The sequence below is a fragment of the Isoptericola halotolerans genome, assembly GCF_003003075.1.
Classification (GTDB): Bacteria; Actinomycetota; Actinomycetes; order Actinomycetales; family Cellulomonadaceae; genus Isoptericola; species Isoptericola halotolerans_A.
In genome coordinates, this window is sequence record NZ_PVTX01000008.1 from 15850 (window position 1) to 31642 (window position 15793).

Genomic DNA, 15793 nt, shown 5'->3' on the forward strand with positions numbered 1-15793 from the left:
TCAGTTGATCTCCTCGAGCGAGCGGGTCCGCTTGAAGGCGATGGCCGAGATCGTCGCGATGATCACGAAGATGACGATGGACAGCGCGCTGGCGAGACCGAAGTTCTTCGGTGCGGAGCCGTCGAGCCCGGCCACCGAGTAGACCATCGTGATGAGGATGTCGGTGTGGCCCAACGGGACGGAGGCGTCGGCGAACCTCGGACCTCCCCCGGTGAGCATGTAGATCAGCGCGAAGTTGTTGAAGTTGAACGCAAAGCTCGAGATGAGCAGCGGCGTGGTCGAGACCAGCAGCAGCGGCATGGTCACCGACCGCCAGGTGCGCAGGCGCCCGGCACCGTCGATCTTCGCGGCCTCCAGCACGTCCGTGGGCAGCGACTGCAGCGCGCCGGTGCAGATGAGGAACATGTAGGGGAACCCGAGCCACAGGTTGACCGCGATGATCGAGAACTTCGCCAGCCACGGGTCGGTGAGCCACGGGACCGCGGCACCGCCCAGGAGCACCTGGTTGACGAACCCGAAGCTGCGGTTGAGCAGGCCGGACCACAGCAGCGGCGCCACGAAGCCCGGGATGGCGTACGGCAGGATCAGCAGCGTGCGGTAGATCTTGCGCCCGCGCAGGTGCGGGGCGTTGAACACCGTCGCCAGGAACATGCCGAGCAGGAACGTGGTGGCCACGGACAGGAAGGCGAACACGAAGGTCCACACGACGACCTGGAAGAACGGGCCGGCGTACCGGGAGTCGCTGAACGCCGTCGTGAAGTTGTCGAACCCGACGAACACGCGCCAGCCCACCTGGAGCGTGGAGCCGTCGGCGGCCTCGAACTGTCCCTCGTCGTTGGGCGTGTAGACGGTCCCCGTCGTGGTGTCCGTCATCGTGTCGGCGGCCTCGTCGTAGACGAGCGTCGGGGTGAACACGTACCCCGTGCGGGCGTCCTGCGTCCGGACCGACCCGTCGTTCGGGTCGTCGGAGAGGGGTACCCGCAGGTTGGTGACCTCGCCCTGCCGCTCGAGGATCTCCTGGCGGTCCAGGACCTCCCAGCCGTCGACGGCGGCGATGCGCCCCTCGGTGACGGTCGCCTCGACGGGGGCGAGCGCGTCGTCGGCGTCGCCCACCGCCGTCGTGCCGTCGGGCCGGACGACGGCGAAACCGAGGGCGTCGCCGTCGGTGACGACCGTCAGGGGCAGGCTGGGCGAACCCTCGACGCGGCGCTCGTTCTGCGTCAGCAGCGCGCTGATCGCGTCGTCCTTGGTCGAGTTGTGGCCGTCGCCGTAGTTCGTGAAGGCCACCCACCCGGTGTACGCGATGGTGAAGATCTGGAAGGTGAACAGGAAGATCAGGCCGGGCAGCACGTACTTCAGCGGCACGGTGCGCCGGGAGAAGTACACCCAGTTGGCCACCGCGAGCATGGCGACCATCGCGCCGAGCACGACCCACGACTCGGCGACCCACGCCGACCAGACGACGTAGGCGCCGAAGGCGTCCACGACCGCCATGAGGGCCAGCTTGACGAGGAAGCCGGGGCCGTAGCGGCCGGCCGGGGACTCGTCGGGACGGACCCGACGCTCCCTCGGAGCCTTCGGGGGGGTCGCGGCGTCGGCGCCCGGGTCCGGGCGGTCGACGGTGGCGCTCGTGGCGCCCGGGTGCTGCAGATCGGTCATCGCTGTGCCTTCCGAGGTCGCACGACGGGCCGTGGCGCGGTGCCACGGCCCGTCGGGTGCTGGTACGTCAGGAGCCGAGGGCTCCCTCGATGTCCGAGATCATCTTGTCCCAGGCCTCGGCCGGCTCGGCCTTGCCGGAGATGATGCTGGCCTCGGTGACACCCCAGAAGGCCCAGACCGAGCCCATCTCGGGGATGGAGGGCATCGGCACGGCCTCGGCACCGACCTCGCGGAAGCCCGCGACGATCGGGTCGGACGACGCGGCGTCGGCGGCAGCGGTCAGGGCCGGCGGGCGGCCACCCGCCTCGAAGAGCGCCGTCTGGGCCTCCTCGGTGGACAGGTAGTTGACCAGGAAGTCGTTGGCGAGCAGCGTGTTCTCGCTCTGGGAGCTGACGTAGAAGCCCTGCACGCCCACGAACGGCTGGGCGGCCTCGTCACCGGGGGCCGGGACGGGGTCGATCGCCAGGTCGAGGTCGGCGAACTGCTCGAGCATCCACGGCCCGCCCACGATGAAGGGCGACTCGCCGTTGGCGAACGCCTCGACCGCGATGTCGTAGGAGGTGTCGATGGTCAGGTTGCCGGCCTCGCCCTGGTCGGCGAGCCACTGGGCGTAGGCCTCGCCGGCGTCGCCACCCATGGCGAGCTCGGGCGAGTACGACCCGTCGGCGTTCTGCTCGAACACCGGGGCGCCGAACGACGTCTGGAACGGGTAGTAGGTGTACGGGTCACCGTTCTCGCCGTCCGACTGGATGAGGAACGGGAACTTCGTCCCGGCCTTCTCCCCGGCGGCGATCGCGTCGTCCCACGTGGCCGGGGCGGAGTCGGCCAGCTCGGTGTTGCGGATCAGGGCGACGTTCTCGATCGCGTAGGGCAGGCCGTAGACCTGCTCGTCCGCGGTGAACGCCTGGACGGCGACCTCCTCGAACTCGGCGGCCTTGTCGCCGAGCTCGACGGGTGCGACGACGCCGTTGGTGATGAGCTCACCGAGCCAGTCGTGGGCGCCGACGGTGACGTCGGGGCCCTCGCCCGTGGGGACCTGCGCCACGAAGTCGGCGCGGATGTCCTCGAAGGGCTTCAGGACGAGCTCGACCTCGGCGCCCGTCTCGGCCTCGAAGTCCTCGGCGGCGGCCTCGACCGCTGCCTGGCGCGTCTCGTCGACCCAGACCGTCAGGGCACCGCCGGCTGCGGCGGTCTCCTCGGCGGCCGACTCCTCGGTGGTGCCCTCGGGCGCCTCGCCGGTGTCGTCGGTCCCGCCGCACGCCGACAGGGCGAGGGTGGTGACCAGGGCGGAGGCAAGAAGGATGCTCCGTCGCATCGTGGTACTCCCAGCATCAGAAGGATGGCCCGACGGCTTGCATGCCGGTGGGCCCTGCTGGCGGAGAATCTAGGAGGTTCAGTCGCCTTTTGCAAGATCTTGCAATAACGTTCCTGCAACACAACGTACGAACTGGCGTCCACACGATGGTCGTCGAAGGACGAGGAGGTCCGTTGTCACTTACGATCGGCGGCGTGCGAACCCGACTGAGCGACCTGGCCGAGCAGGCCGGCGTCTCCACGGCAACGGTTTCGCGCGTGCTCAACGGCAAGCCGGGAGTCGCCAGCTCGACCCGGCAGGCGGTCCTGGCCGCCCTCGACGTGCTCGGCTACGAGCGGCCCACCGCCCTGCGCGGTCGCTCGGCCGGCCTCGTCGGCCTCGTCGTGCCCGAGCTCACCAACCCCGTCTTCCCCGCGTTCGCCCAGGCCGTCGAGTCGATCCTGGCACAACGCGGGTACACGCCGCTGCTCTGCACCCAGGCCCCCGGCGGCACCACGGAGGACGAGTACGTCTCCACGCTCGTGGACCACTCGGTCGACGGCATCGTCTTCATCTCCGGCCTGCACGCCGACACTCGGGCGGACCACACCCGCTACGAGCTGCTGCGCGGCCAGGGCATCCCCATCGTGCTCGTCAACGGCTACGCACCGGGGATCGACGCCCCGTTCGTCTCGCCCGACGACGCCGCCAGCATCGACGTCGCGGTCCAGCACCTGGTCTCGCTCGGCCACCGCCGGATCGGCCTGGCGATCGGACCCGAGCGGTACGTGCCCGCCCAGCGCAAGGTCGCAGCGTTCACGGCCGCGCTCGTGCGGCACGGGCTGGCCGACGACGAGACCGAGGCGCGCCGGCACGTCACCAGCACGCTCTACACCCTGGAAGGCGGCCAGGCCGCGGCCGCCGAGCTCTTCGCCTCCGACCACACCGCCGTCGTGTGCGGCTCGGACCTGATGGCGCTGGGCGTCGTCCGGGCCGCCCGGTCCCGCGGCCTGCGCGTCCCGCAGGACGTGTCGGTCGTCGGCTACGACGACGCCCCCCTGATCGCCTTCACCGACCCCCCGCTGACGACCGTGCGTCAGCCGGTCGAGGCGATGGCGCACGCCGCGGTCAGCGCCCTGCTCACCGAGATCGGTGGGGACCTGGCGCCACGCACCGAGCTGCTGTTCGCCCCCGAGCTGGTGGTGCGCGGCTCCACGGGCGTCGCCCCGCGCGCCTGAGTTTGCGGCCCTCGCAGCCACCACGCAGGCTGGTCTGCGAGCGCGACACGCCCGGGCGTGCTCCCGGCCAGCGTTGAAAACCTTGCAGCAAGGCATACACTCGACCGCCGTACCTACCGCCGACTCCTCGAGGACCCCCATGGCCACCACCGAGCCGACCACTCCGACACCTGCGCCGCTCGCCGCCGACGGCACCGTGCACGTCGGTTCCGACGCCGCCCGCGAGTGGTGGCGTGACGCCGTGATCTACCAGGTCTACCCGCGCTCGTTCGCCGACGGCGACGGCGACGGCATCGGTGACATCCCCGGCATCACGTCCCGGCTCGACCACCTGAAGACCCTCGGCGTCGACGCCGTGTGGCTCTCGCCGTTCTACCGGTCGCCGCAGAAGGACGCGGGGTACGACGTCGCCGACTACCGCGACGTCGACCCGCTGTTCGGCACCCTCGCCGACTTCGACGCGATGCTCGCCGGCGCCCACGACCGCGGCATGCGGGTCATCGTGGACCTCGTCCCGAACCACACCTCGGACCAGCACGCCTGGTTCCAGGAGGCGCTGGCCGCCGGTCCCGGCTCGGCGGCGCGCGAACGCTACATGTTCCGTGACGGCCGCGGGCCGGACGGCACCGAGCCCCCCAACAACTGGCAGTCGATCTTCGGCGGCGCCGCCTGGACGCGGGTCGACGACGGCCAGTGGTACCTGCACCTGTTCGACGCGTCCCAGCCCGACCTCGACTGGAACCACCCCGAGGTCCGTGCCGAGTTCGAGGACGTGCTGCGGTTCTGGCTCGACAAGGGCGTGGACGGCTTCCGCATCGACGTCGCCCACGGCATGGTCAAGGCCGACGGCCTGCCGGACTGGCACGGCCACGTCTCCATGGTCGAGGGCAGCGCCACCGAGGACGACCAGCCGGTCGACCCCGGCGCACCCGAGGACGGCTCCACCGGCGCCGGCAACCAGGGCCCGATGTTCGACCAGGACGGTGTCCACGAGATCTACCGGTCCTGGCACCGCGTGCTGGCCGAGTACGACGGCGACCGCTGCCTCGTGGCCGAGGCCTGGGTGGAGCCGCTCTCCCGCCTCGCCCGCTACGTGCGCCCGGACGAGATGCACCAGGCGTTCAACTTCTCCTTCCTGACCACCGCGTGGGACGCCGCCGCGCTGCGCCGGGTGATCGCGGCGTCGTACCGCGCCAACGACGAGGTGGGCGCGCCCACCACGTGGGTGCTGTCGAACCACGACGTGGTGCGCCACGCCACCCGCCTCGGGCTCCCGGAGGTGGGCGTGCGGCCCAACGGCGTCTTCGCGACCGACCCGCAGCCCGACGAGGCGCTGGGCCTGCGCCGTGCACGCGCCGCCTCGCTGCTCATGCTCGGCATGCCGGGCTCGGCGTACCTCTACCAGGGCGAGGAGCTCGGGCTGCCCGAGCACACGACCCTGCCGAACGAGGTGCGGCAGGACCCCGGACACTTCCGCACGGGAGGCGCCGAGGCCGGCCGTGACGGCTGCCGCGTGCCGCTGCCGTGGGAGGCCGACGCCCCGGGGTACGGGTTCGGGCCGACCGGCAAGACGTGGCTGCCCCAGCCGGAGTCCTACGAGCGCTACGCCGCCGACGTCCAGTACGGCGTGGCCGGCTCCACGTTTGAGCTGTACCGGGCGGCGCTGGCGACCCGCAGCACCGAGGGTCTCGGTCACGGCGGGCTGACCTGGCTCGAGGCCTGGTCCGACGCCCCGGACGTCGTGGCGTTCGTCAACCGCGGCGTCGCCGTCGTCGCCAACCTGGGCTCGACCCCGGTCCCGCTGCCGGGCACCGAGGTGCTCCTGGCGTCCGGCGACCTGGACGACGGCGCGATCCCGGCCGACACGACGGTCTGGCTGCGCGCCTGACGCTTCGCCCCGCGAGGTAGTGGCCCGCCCGGCGAGGTAGTGGCCCGTCCGCCGAGGTAGTGGTGCGCCACTACCTCGGCGGGCGGGCCACTACCTCGCGTGGGCTTCAGCCGCCGGAGACGCTCAGCTCGGCCTCGCGCAGCTTCGCCTCGAACTCGGCGTCGAGCTCCCGGGAGTCCAGCCAGCCGTACGGCAGGTGCGGCTTCTTGGGCGAGCCGGCGCGACCGCGCGGCCCCTCGGCGTCGGCCCCCGGATACCCGATCGTGAGGTCGAGCGCGTCGAGGTGCGCCCGCAGCTCCTCGAGCGAGGAGACCATCGCCAGCGCGCGACGCGTCTCGCCACCGACGGCGTAGCCCTTGAGGTACCAGGCCATGTGCTTGCGCAGGTCGCGCATGCCCTTGGACTCGTCACCGTCGTAGTAGTCGATCATCAGCTCGCCGTGGCGGTAGATCGTCTCGGCGACCTCGCGCAGACCGGGGCGCACGCGCTGGTCGGACCCGTTGAAGGCGGCGGCGAGGTCGGCGAACAGCCACGGGCGGCCCTGGCAGCCCCGGCCGACCACGACGCCGTCGGCACCGGTCTCGCGGACCATGCGCAGCGCGTCCTCGGCGGCCCAGATGTCGCCGTTGCCGAGCACGGGGACCGTGGTCACGGCCTCCTTGAGGCGGGCGATGGCCGACCAGTCGGCCGTGCCGGAGTAGTGCTCGGCGGCCGTGCGGGCGTGCAGCGCGACGGCGGCCACCCCGAGGGACTCGGCCGTCCGGCCGGCGTCCAGGTACGTCAGGTGGTCGTCGTCGATCCCCTTGCGCATCTTGACCGTCACCGGGACGCCGTACGGTTCGGCGGCGTCGACGGCGGCGCGGACGATGTCGGTGAAGAGCTGCTTCTTCCAGGGCAGCGCGGACCCGCCGCCCTTGCGGGTGACCTTGGGCACCGGGCAGCCGAAGTTGAGGTCGACGTGGTCCGCACGGTCCTCGCCGGCGATGATCTTCACCGCGGCGCCGACGGTCGCGGGGTCGACCCCGTAGACCTGCGCCGAGCGGGGGGTCTCGTCCTCGCCGAAGGTCACGATCCGCAGCGCCTCGGTGTTGCGCTCCACGAGCGCGCGGCTCGTGACCATCTCGGCGACGTACAGGCCCGGGTCGAAGCCCGTGGAGCGCCCGGCCTCGCGGCACAGCGTGCGGAAGGCACGGTTGGTGACGCCGGCCATCGGTGCCAGCACCACGGGCGTGCCCACGGTGATCGGCCCGATCTGCAGCGGGGGCAGCACGCGCGTGCCCGACGACGGAGCCTCGGTCGCGGAGGTGGGCTGCGGCGTCGTCGTGCTGACAGGTTCGAGCGTGGAAGTCACATCCGCCATTGTCGCAAACGCCCCGGGCCGGTACCGAGGGCTACAGCTTCACGACCGGCGTGACTCCGGTCACCGTGCGTTCGTCCTCCCAGCACTCGATGCCCACGACGCCCGGCAGCCGGTCGCGCGTGAAGACCGGGTCGATCCCCGAGCGGCGCTGCTCGAGGTAGTCCCCCAGCAGCTTCCACACCAGCCCGGACAGCAGGGCGATGGCCACGAGGTTCACCAGCGCCATGAGGCCCATGATGCCGTCGGCGGTGTTCCAGATCAGGTCCGACGAGGCGACCGAGCCGCCGAGGATCGCCAGCACCACCAGGGTGCGGTAGCCCTGCAGCACGCGGCGGGACCCGGTGATGAACTCGATGTTGGACTCGCCGTAGTAGTAGTTGCCGAGGATCGAGCTGAACGCGAGCAGGAAGATGATCACGGTCAGCAGGCCGTTGGCCCAGGTACCGAGGCTGGCCACGAGCGCCTCCTGCGTCAGCGTGATGCCCGGGGCGGCGTTCGCCAGGTCCGGGTTGGTGACGAGGATGATGAACGCCGTCACCGAGCACACGACGAAGGTGTCGAAGTAGACGCCCAACGACTGCACCAGGCCCTGCTTCACCGGGTGGGTGACCGCCGCCGTCGCGCCGGCGTTCGGGGCGGAGCCGAGGCCCGCCTCGTTGGAGAACATGCCGCGCTTGACGCCCTGCATGATCACGGTGCCCAACGTGGCCCCGAGCACCTCGTTGAACCCGAACGCGTCGCTGACGATGGTCGCGACGACGTCCGGGACGCGATCGGCGTTCAGCGCGACCACCACCAGACCCGTGAGGAGGTAGAGCAGCGCCATCGCCGGCACCACCGCCTGCGTGACGTGCGCGATCCGGCGCACACCGCCGAAGATCACCAGGCCCGTGAGGATCGCCAGCACGATGCCGACGCCCCACGCGAGCGTGCCCCCGGACTCGACCCCGGCGGTGGAGGCCACCGTGGCGGTGATGGTGTTGGCCTGCAGGGACGAGAAGGCGAAGGGGAAGCAGAGGATCAGGATGACCGCGAACAGGATGCCCATCCAGCGGGCCCGGAGCCCGCGCTGCATGTAGTACGCCGGGCCGCCGCGGAAGCCGTCCGCGTCGCGCGTCTTGAAGAGCTGGGCCAGCGAGGACTCGACGAACGCCGACGCACCACCCATGAAGGCCATCAGCCACATCCAGAACACCGCGCCGGCACCACCCACGGCGATCGCCGTCCCGACGCCGGCGATGTTGCCGACCCCGACGCGGGAGGCCGCGGAGATCGTGAACGCGCCGAACGCGGAGACCGACTGCGACCGGCCGCTCTCGTCCTTCGGCGCCGGGTCCGTCAGGGTCCGGAACATCTCGGGCAGCAGGCGGACCTGCACCACCCCGCTGCGCACCGTGAAGTAGACACCGAGCACCGCCACGACGGGCAGCACGATCCAGGTCCAGAGCACGTCCCCGCCGGCGAGGATCCAGTCGTTGAGCACGTTCATCCGGACAGTCTGAGGTGTCGACGGACGGCTGACGAATCGAGGGCAGCCGTCAGACGGCGGCGGTCCCGGGGTGCCCGAGCGTGCCGCCGTCCGTCTCGACATGCCTGCACACCGATCCTGTGGCAGGTTCGGAACATGTCGCGACAAAACTGTCGCGACGGACGAAGGAGGTCGACATGCCCCTGTGGCTGATTCTGATCTTGATCGGCGTGGTGCTGGTCGTCCTCGGTGTTGCCACCGAGATCGGACAGTTCCTGCTCTGGATCGGCGTCATTGTCCTGGTGGTCAGCCTGGTGCTGGCACTGATGAGGCGCGCCAAGACCTGATCGTCGTCTCGACGTGACCCCGCCGACGAGCGGGAGCAGAACGGGGGCCGCCCTGCGGGGCGGCCCCCGTTCTGCTGCTCCGGCTGGTCGAGGTCAGACGCCGGGCATCCGCTGGGCGAGGTAGCCCGCGACCTGGTCCAGGGCGACGCGCTCCTGGGCCATGGTGTCGCGGTCCCGGATCGTGACGGCCTGGTCCTCGAGGGTGTCGAAGTCGACCGTCACGCAGTACGGCGTGCCGATCTCGTCCTGTCGGCGGTACCGCTTGCCGATGGCCTGGGTCACGTCGTGGTCCACGTTCCAGTGCTGGCGCAGCTCGGCGGCGAGCATGTCCGCGGTGGGCAGCAGGTCGGCGCTCTTCGACAGCGGCAGCACGGCGGCCTTGACCGGCGCGATCCGCTTGTCGAGGCGCAGCACGGTGCGCTTGTCGACGCCGCCCTTGGTGTTGGGTGCCTCGTCCTCGGCGTAGGCCTCGATGAGGAACGCCATGAGGGAGCGCGTCAGGCCGGCGGCCGGCTCGATGACGTACGGGAAGTACTTCTCGTTCGTCACCGGGTCGCGGTACATCAGGTCCTTGCCGGAGTGCTCCGCGTGCGTGCTGAGGTCGAAGTCGGTGCGGTTCGCGATGCCCTCGAGCTCGCCCCACTCGCTGCCGGTGAACCCGAAGCGGTACTCGATGTCCACGGTCCGGGTCGAGTAGTGCGAGAGCTTGTCCTCCGGGTGCTCGTACAGGCGCAGGTTCTCCGGGTCGATGCCCAGGTCGGTGTACCAGGCCATGCGGGTGTCGATCCAGTACTGGTGCCACTCGGCGTCCGAGCCGGGCTCGACGAAGAACTCCATCTCCATCTGCTCGAACTCGCGGGTGCGGAAGATGAAGTTGCCGGGCGTGATCTCGTTGCGGAACGACTTGCCGATCTGCGCGATGCCGAACGGCGGCTTCTGACGGGACGCGGCGGCCACGTTGGCGAAGTTCACGAAGATGCCCTGCGCCGTCTCCGGGCGCAGGTAGTGGCGGCCGGACTCGTCCTCGACCGGGCCGAGGTACGTCGAGAGCATCATGTTGAAGTCGCGCGGCTCGGTCCACTCACCGCGGGTGCCGCAGTTCGGGCAGGCGATCTCGGCGAGGCCGCCCTCGGGTGCACGGCCCTTGCGCTCGGTGAACTCCTCGATCATCTGGTCCTCGCGGTACCGCTTGTGGCAGCTCAGGCACTCGGTCAGCGGGTCCGTGAAGGCGCCGAGGTGACCGGAGGCCTTCCACACGGGCGTGGGCAGGATGACGGACGAGTCCAGGCCGACGACGTCGGGCCGGCGGGTCATCGCCTTCCACCACTGGCGCTTGATGTTGTCCTTGAGCTCCACGCCCAAGGGGCCGTAGTCCCACGCGGAGCGGGTCCCGCCGTAGATCTCGCCGGACTGGAAGACGAACCCCCGGCGCTTGGCGAGGGAGACGACGGCGTCGAGCTGGGCGGTCGCGGATGCAGCCACGGATCACTCCTGAGGTCGACCCCGCAGGTGGCTCCGGCGGGGCGGGTGTGCACGGTAGGACGGCGTCCGTCGAGGGACGGCGGGCGCCGGTCTGCCAGCCTACCGGGCGGGGCGAGGGCGCCCCGGGGAGACGGACACCGGATCAGGAGCGTGACCAACGCCGCAGCCTCGCTCTTTGACATCGGTTCTCACCAGGCCTGAGAATCGTTCTCATGACCCGACGCCTCGCACTGCCCGTCGCAGCCGCCCTCCCGCTCGCCCTCGTCCTGGCCGCCTGCGGCACCGATGGCGGCGGGGCCGGCGGGGCCGGCGACGACGACGGCACCGTCCAGGTGCTCGCCTCCTTCTACCCGCTGCAGTACGTGGCCGAGCAGGTCGGCGGCGACCTGGTGAGCGTCGACAACCTCACTCCCCCGGCCGCCGAGCCGCACGACCTCGAGCTCGCCCCGTCCCAGGTGCGCGAGGTCGGCGACGCCGACCTGGTCGTCTTCCAGTCCGGCTTCCAGCCGGCCGTCGACGAGGCGGTCGAGGCTCGTGCACCCGAGCACGTGGTCGACGCCGCCGAGATCGTCACGCTGGAGGAGAACCCCGGTTCCGCCGAGCACGCCGACGAGCACGAGGGCGAGACCGCCGAGGAGCACGCGGCGCACGCCGACGAGGACGAGGAGGCGGCCGGCGAGGGGCACGATCACGGCAACCTCGACCCGCACTTCTGGCTCGACCCCACCCTGCTGATCCCGGTCGCCGACGAGGTCGCCACCGAGCTCGGCGCCGCCGACCCGGACAACGCCGCCACCTACACGGCCAACGCCGAGGCGCTCACGGCGACCCTGGAGGACCTCGACGCCGAGTACGCCGCGGCGCTGGAGCCCTGCCAGGGTGAGACCCTCGTGACGAGCCACGCCGCGTTCGGCTACCTCGCCGAGCGGTACGGCCTGTCGCAGGTCGGCATCTCCGCCCTCGACCCCGAGGCCGAGCCGTCCCCGGCCCGTCTCCGCGAGATCGGCGCCGTCGTCGAGGACAACGACGTGCAGACCATCTTCACCGAGACACTCACCAGCCCGAAGGTCGCCGAGACCCTCGCAGCCGACCTCGGCGTGTCCACCGCCGTCCTCGACCCGCTGGAAGGCCTGTCCACCGACGCCGCGGAGAGCGGGTCGGACTACATTTCAGTCATGGATGCCAACCTCGCCGCCATCACCGAAGGACTGGGCTGCGCGTGACCTCCCCCGTCATCGACGCGCGCGGCGTGCACGTCCGCCTGGGCGCCAGCCACGTGCTGCGCGGCGTGGACCTGCGCGTCGACCCCGGCGAGGTCGTCGCTCTCCTGGGTGCCAACGGGTCCGGCAAGTCGACCCTCGTGCGCACCGTGGTCGGCGTGCTGACCCCGTCCCAGGGCGAGGTCAGCCTGCTCGGTCACCCGCTCGGCAACGGCGTGCCGTGGCACCGCGTCGGCTACGTCCCCCAGCGGGTCAGCGCTGCGGCAGGCGTCCCGTCGACCGCGGCCGAGGTGGTCGCCTCCGGCCTGCTGCACGGCCGCCGCCTCGCCCTCCCGCGGGGCTGGCGCGACCGGGCGCGCGAGGCGCTCGACCAGGTCGGGCTCGCCGACCGCGCCGACGACGCCACCAGCCAGCTCTCCGGCGGTCAGCAGCAGCGCGTCCTCATCGCCCGGGCACTGGTGCGCGAGCCCGAGGTGCTCGTCCTCGACGAGCCCGTGGCCGGCGTCGACCGTCCCAGCCAGGAAGCGTTCGCCGCGACCATGACACGACTGATCGGCAGCGGCCTGACGGTGCTCGTCGTCCTGCACGAGCTCGGCGAGCTCGCCGGCCTCGTCACCCGCGCCGTCGTGCTGCGGCACGGCAAGGTGGTGCACGACGGCGCCCCGCCCCGCCCGCACGGCGGCCACGACGCGACGGGTCACGAGCACGTGCACCCGCACACCTCGGAGCTCCCCGTGCTGACGACGGAGGTCGGCCTCACCGACGGCCCCCTCGGGACCGGCTCGACGGAGGTGGGACCGTGAGCGAGATCGGCTACATGCTCACCGACCCGCTCATGCAGCGGGCGCTCCTGGCGGCGCTCCTCGTCGGGGTGAGCGCCCCGGTGGTCGGCACCTACCTGGTCCAGCGCCGCCTCGCGCTGCTCGGCGACGGGATCGGGCACGTCGCCCTCACGGGCGTGGCGCTCGGCTGGCTGGTGGGCGCCGCCCTGGGCCTGGTGCCCGACGACGTCCTGGCCGTCCCGGGCGCGGTCGTGGCCGCCGTCGTCGGCTCCGTCCTCATCGAGGTGGTCCGGCGGCGCGGACGCACCTCCGGCGACCTGGCCCTGGCCATCATGTTCTACGGCGGCATCGCCGGCGGCGTGCTCATCATCGGTATCGCCGGCGGCTCCTCCGGCAACCTGATGGCCTACCTGTTCGGGTCGATCTCGACGGTGACCTCGACGGACCTCGTGCTCACCATCGTGCTGTGCACGCTCATCCTGATGGTCGGCGTCGGGCTGCGACCCGCACTGTTCTCCGTGAGCCACGACGAGGAGTTCGCGATCTCCTCCGGGCTGCCCGTCTGGGCGCTGAACATGGCCGTCGCCGTCCTGGCCGCCCTGACCGTCACCGTGGCGATGCGCGTCGTCGGGCTGCTGCTCGTCTCCGCCCTGATGATCGTGCCGGTGGCGATCGGCCAGCTCGTCACCCACTCGTTCCGGCGCACCATGGCGGTCGGCTCGGTGGTCGGGGTCGTCGTGTGCGTGGTCGGGCTGAGCATCACCTACTGGTACCCGGTCTCCCCCGGGGCCCTCATCGTGGTCCTCGCCATCGCCGTGTACGCCGTCGTGGCAGGCTTGCACCCGCTGCTGGCCCGCCGTCGGCCGGCGCGAGACCCGCACCCCGACATCCCCGACGACGTCGAGGTCGAGGTCGCCGCCACCAACACCGGCCCCGAAGGAGAGTGCGAGAGATGAACCAGCAGCTGCGCATGACCAAGCAGCGAGCCGCCGTGGCCGGCGCGCTGGACGCCACCGACGAGTTCCGCAGCGCCCAGCAGCTCCACGAGCAGCTCCGCGACCGCGGGGACGCCGTCGGGCTCGCCACCGTCTACCGGACGCTGCAGGCGCTCGCCGCCGGCGGTGAGGTCGACGTGCTGCGCACCGACGACGGCGAGGCCCTGTACCGCCGGTGCGCCCGGACCGAGCACCACCACCACCTGGTGTGCCGCTCGTGCGGCCGCGCGGTCGAGATCGACGGCCCCACCGTCGAGTCCTGGGCGGCGAGCGTCGGCGCGTCGCAGGGGTTCACGGAGATCGAGCACACCGTCGAGCTCTGGGGCACGTGCGCGGACTGCCGCGCGTCCGCGACGGCAGGTTAGGCCAGCCATACCTCAGCGAGGCATGATGGAGCCATGCTCGTCGCCCTGACCGTCGCCGCTGCGGCCGACGACGCCGGGCGCCACGGTGTCTTCACGCTCGACGGTTTCCCCTTCTGGGCCGTCTACGTCGTCGCGTTCTGCATCGTCATGGCGCGCGCCCAGGCGACCTACTGGCTCGGCCGCGGCGTCGCCCGCGGCATGGGGGGCACCCGTGTGGCCCGTCTGCTCACCTCCCCGCGCGCGGTCGAGGTGATCGACCGCATCCACCGGTGGGGGCCGCCGGCGGTGACGGTGTCGTTCCTCACCGTCGGCGTGCAGACGGTCGTCAACCTGGCGGCCGGCTACCTGCGCATGCCGTTCGGGCGCTACCTGGTGGCACTGACCTTCGGCTGCCTGATCTGGGCGGCCGTGTGGACCACCGTCGGCACCGCCGTCGTGTACGGCGCGATCCTGCTCTTCCTGCTCCACCCGGCCGCTCTGGCGGCCGCCGCCGCGCTCGTCGCCGGCCTCGCCGCCTGGCTGGTGCGACGCCGTCGGGCCCGGGTCCGCGCCGCGGAGTCCGCCGCCGACGCCGCCGAGGCGGCGACCGAGCAGGCCTGACCTCCCGCGGACCGGACGGTTGCGGAAGCACCCCGGGCCCTGTGTCAGACTTAGGCAATGCTTACCTCACCGCAGGTCACGTCCTCGGACGCGGCCCGTCAGGTGGGACAGCGGACCCGGCGCAAGATCGCGGCCTGCGCGATCGCCCTCGGGGCGCTGGCCCTCATCGTGGTCGCGAGCCTGGTGCTCGGCGTCCGCGACGTCTCGCTGCCCGTCGTCTGGGAGGCGCTCACCGCCCCCGTGGCCGGCGACGTGGACCACCAGGTCATCGTGGGGCAGCGCGTGCCGCGCGCACTCGTCGGGCTCGCCGCAGGCCTCGCCCTCGGCGTCGCCGGCGCGGTCATCCAGGGGATCACCCGCAACCCGATCGCCGACCCCGGGCTGCTCGGGCTCAACTCCGGCGCGTCGCTCGCCGTCGTCTGCGCGGTCTGGCTGCTCGGGCTGACGGCGCCCTCGCAGTTCGTGTGGTTCGCGTTCCTGGGGGCGGCCGCCGCAGCCGCCCTCGTGTTCTCCATCGGCTCCGGCCAACCGGTCCGGCTCGCCCTCGTCGGTGCCACCGTCACGGCGCTCATCACGCCGCTCATCACCCTCGTGCTGCTGCGCGACCCCCAGGCCTTCAACCTCTACCGGTTCTGGGCCGTCGGCTCGCTCACCGGCCGTGGCCTCGAGACCCTGACGGTCGTCGTCCCGTTCGTCGCCGTCGGGGCCGTGCTCGCCGCCGGGCTGGCGCAGCGCCTCAACATGCTCGCCCTCGGGGACGACGTCGCCCGCGGGCTCGGCCAACGCGTCGGCGTCACCCGGGCCGTCGCCGGGCTGACGATCGTGCTCCTCGCCGGCGCTGCGACGGCGCTCGCCGGACCTGTCGCACTGGTGGGCCTCGCCGTCCCGCACGCCGCCCGGCGCCTCGTCGGGACGGACTATCGCTGGGTCCTCGCGCTCTCCGCGCTGCTCGGCCCCGTCATGCTGCTCGGCGCCGACGTCATCGGCCGCCTGCTCCTGCCCGGCACGGAGCTGGAGGCCGGTGTGGTGGCGGCAGCCATCGGCGCCCCGGTCCTCGTCGCGGTCGCGCGCGGCCGCAAGGTCGCGGGGGTGTGA

Annotated in this window: 14 protein-coding genes; 9 read left to right on the forward strand and 5 right to left on the reverse strand. The window is 71.8% G+C overall.

Annotation, left to right across the window (positions count from 1 at the left end; all coding sequences use genetic code 11):
- Window positions 1-1659, reverse strand: coding sequence for an ABC transporter permease subunit (locus BCL65_RS12045; protein ID WP_106268364.1), 1659 nt, complete (start codon window positions 1657-1659; stop codon window positions 1-3).
- 67 nt (window positions 1660-1726) lie between these two features.
- A complete protein-coding gene (locus BCL65_RS12050; protein WP_106268366.1) occupies window positions 1727-2974 on the reverse strand; it encodes a sugar ABC transporter substrate-binding protein in 1248 nt (415 codons plus the stop codon).
- Between the two features lie 146 nt (window positions 2975-3120).
- Here BCL65_RS12050 and BCL65_RS12055 point away from each other — a divergent pair, with 146 nt between their 5' ends.
- Both BCL65_RS12055 and BCL65_RS12060 read left to right on the forward strand, forming a co-directional pair.
- The gene (locus tag BCL65_RS12055; RefSeq protein WP_106268368.1) at window positions 3121-4191 is read left to right on the forward strand and encodes a LacI family DNA-binding transcriptional regulator; all 1071 of its coding nucleotides are present in this window, start codon (window positions 3121-3123) and stop codon (window positions 4189-4191) included.
- Window positions 4192-4330: 139 nt separating this feature from the next.
- Window positions 4331-6079 carry a glycoside hydrolase family 13 protein gene (locus BCL65_RS12060; RefSeq protein WP_106268370.1) on the forward strand — a complete coding sequence of 583 codons (1749 nt, stop codon included), beginning with the start codon at window positions 4331-4333 and terminating at the stop codon, window positions 6077-6079.
- A 106-nt stretch (window positions 6080-6185) separates the two neighbouring features.
- Here BCL65_RS12060 and dusB read toward each other — a convergent pair whose 3' ends face one another.
- The gene (gene dusB, locus BCL65_RS12065; RefSeq protein WP_106268371.1) at window positions 6186-7439 is read right to left on the reverse strand and encodes a tRNA dihydrouridine synthase DusB; all 1254 of its coding nucleotides are present in this window, start codon (window positions 7437-7439) and stop codon (window positions 6186-6188) included.
- 31 nt (window positions 7440-7470) lie between these two features.
- The gene (locus BCL65_RS12070) at window positions 7471-8928 is read right to left on the reverse strand and encodes an alanine/glycine:cation symporter family protein (protein WP_106268373.1); all 1458 of its coding nucleotides are present in this window, start codon (window positions 8926-8928) and stop codon (window positions 7471-7473) included.
- Window positions 8929-9104: 176 nt separating this feature from the next.
- Between BCL65_RS12070 and BCL65_RS18010 the strand changes: the two genes are divergently transcribed.
- Entirely contained in the window at window positions 9105-9254 is a 150-nt protein-coding gene (locus BCL65_RS18010; RefSeq protein WP_165800011.1) for a hypothetical protein, read from the forward strand.
- Between the two features lie 93 nt (window positions 9255-9347).
- Here BCL65_RS18010 and BCL65_RS12075 read toward each other — a convergent pair whose 3' ends face one another.
- Complete coding sequence (locus tag BCL65_RS12075; RefSeq protein ID WP_106268375.1) at window positions 9348-10736, reverse strand: glycine--tRNA ligase; 1389 nt, start codon at window positions 10734-10736, stop codon at window positions 9348-9350.
- 212 nt (window positions 10737-10948) lie between these two features.
- On the opposite strand from BCL65_RS12075, the gene BCL65_RS12080 reads away from it, so the two are divergent.
- From BCL65_RS12080 to BCL65_RS12105, 6 genes are read left to right on the forward strand one after another with little or no spacing between them, the layout of a single operon-like run.
- Window positions 10949-11959, forward strand: coding sequence for a metal ABC transporter solute-binding protein, Zn/Mn family (locus BCL65_RS12080; protein WP_106268376.1), 1011 nt, complete (start codon window positions 10949-10951; stop codon window positions 11957-11959).
- On the forward strand, window positions 11956-12759 hold the full coding sequence (locus BCL65_RS12085) for a metal ABC transporter ATP-binding protein (RefSeq protein ID WP_243401031.1): 804 nt from the start codon (window positions 11956-11958) through the stop codon (window positions 12757-12759). Before BCL65_RS12080 ends, BCL65_RS12085 begins: the two co-directional genes overlap by 4 nt.
- 14 nt (window positions 12760-12773) lie before the next feature.
- Window positions 12774-13694, forward strand: coding sequence for a metal ABC transporter permease (locus BCL65_RS12090; RefSeq protein WP_106268702.1), 921 nt, complete (start codon window positions 12774-12776; stop codon window positions 13692-13694).
- Window positions 13691-14098: a Fur family transcriptional regulator gene (locus BCL65_RS12095; RefSeq protein WP_106268380.1), complete on the forward strand. Its 408-nt coding sequence runs from the start codon at window positions 13691-13693 to the stop codon at window positions 14096-14098. The genes BCL65_RS12090 and BCL65_RS12095 overlap by 4 nt, the downstream gene beginning before the upstream one ends.
- Window positions 14099-14131: 33 nt before the next feature.
- Entirely contained in the window at window positions 14132-14698 is a 567-nt protein-coding gene (locus BCL65_RS12100; protein ID WP_106268382.1) for a DedA family protein, read from the forward strand.
- Between the two features lie 57 nt (window positions 14699-14755).
- Window positions 14756-15793 (forward strand): FecCD family ABC transporter permease, encoded by a 1038-nt coding sequence (locus BCL65_RS12105; protein WP_106268383.1) that lies wholly within the window; start codon window positions 14756-14758, stop codon window positions 15791-15793.